Source organism: Sulfitobacter sp. HI0129 (assembly GCF_001635395.1).
Lineage (GTDB): Bacteria > Pseudomonadota > Alphaproteobacteria > Rhodobacterales > Rhodobacteraceae > Sulfitobacter.
In genome coordinates this window covers 1-758 of the sequence record NZ_LWGH01000761.1, presented here as the reverse complement: position 1 = coordinate 758, position 758 = coordinate 1, and the positions used below count along the sequence as shown (strand labels likewise).

Below are 758 nucleotides of genomic sequence, written 5' to 3'. Positions count from 1 at the left end.
ACAGGTCAGCGATTACGTCGGTGCCCGAGCACTGGTGAGCCGTTTGCCCAGGGTGGACTGGCTGCTTGGCGATCGTGGCTATGACGCCGATTGGTTCCGAGAAGCGTTGAAAGACAAAGGGATACGGGCGTGTATCCCTGGCCGTAAACAGCGGAAGAAGCCAGTGAAGTACGACAAGCGTCGCTACAAGCGGCGCAACCGGATCGAAATCATGTTCGGCAGGCTGAAGGATTGGCGGCGTGTGGCAACCCGTTACGATAGATGCCCGAAAGTCTTCCTGTCAGCCATCGCCCTCGCCGCACTCGTTATTTACTGGTTGTGAGTCCTGACCCTAGTAGGTTGCCAGTAGAATTGAGGTCACGCCAAATTCCTTAATAAATTTAAGGGTATTTTGGCTCCGGCGGTAGGGATCCAAGAAACAGGCCGCAACCTCCCGAACGTAAACGAAAAAACGCGTTCGACCGCGGCATGACTCCGCGTGTGATTGTAGTTGTGTCACGACCGTGACATCTCCAGCAAGCCTTTTGTGACAGGCTGTCTTGCCGGCTCTCGGCTGCCTTCACGGGCCGCCGAGGATCGCCCGCGCCGCAGCATCACGCGGCGCGGGAAAAGATCAGACCTCTCTGCCGCGCAGCTCGGCGGCGATCCGTTCTGCTTCAAGCAGGTTCTGGATTGCGGCCAGCCGGGAAGCGAGATCGCGCAGACGGCTTCGAAGGCCGATGGCCGCCAGGCCGTAGGGATCGACCACCGTCTGTTCG

The 758-nt window shown here is 58.8% G+C and carries 1 protein-coding gene; it reads left to right on the top strand.

All coding sequences use genetic code 11. The annotated features are described in order from the left end of the window. The coding region (locus A3764_RS18625) for an IS5 family transposase (RefSeq protein WP_067951924.1) at positions 1-322 on the top strand (322 nt) is incomplete at its 5' end. Positions 323-758 lie beyond the last annotated feature (436 nt).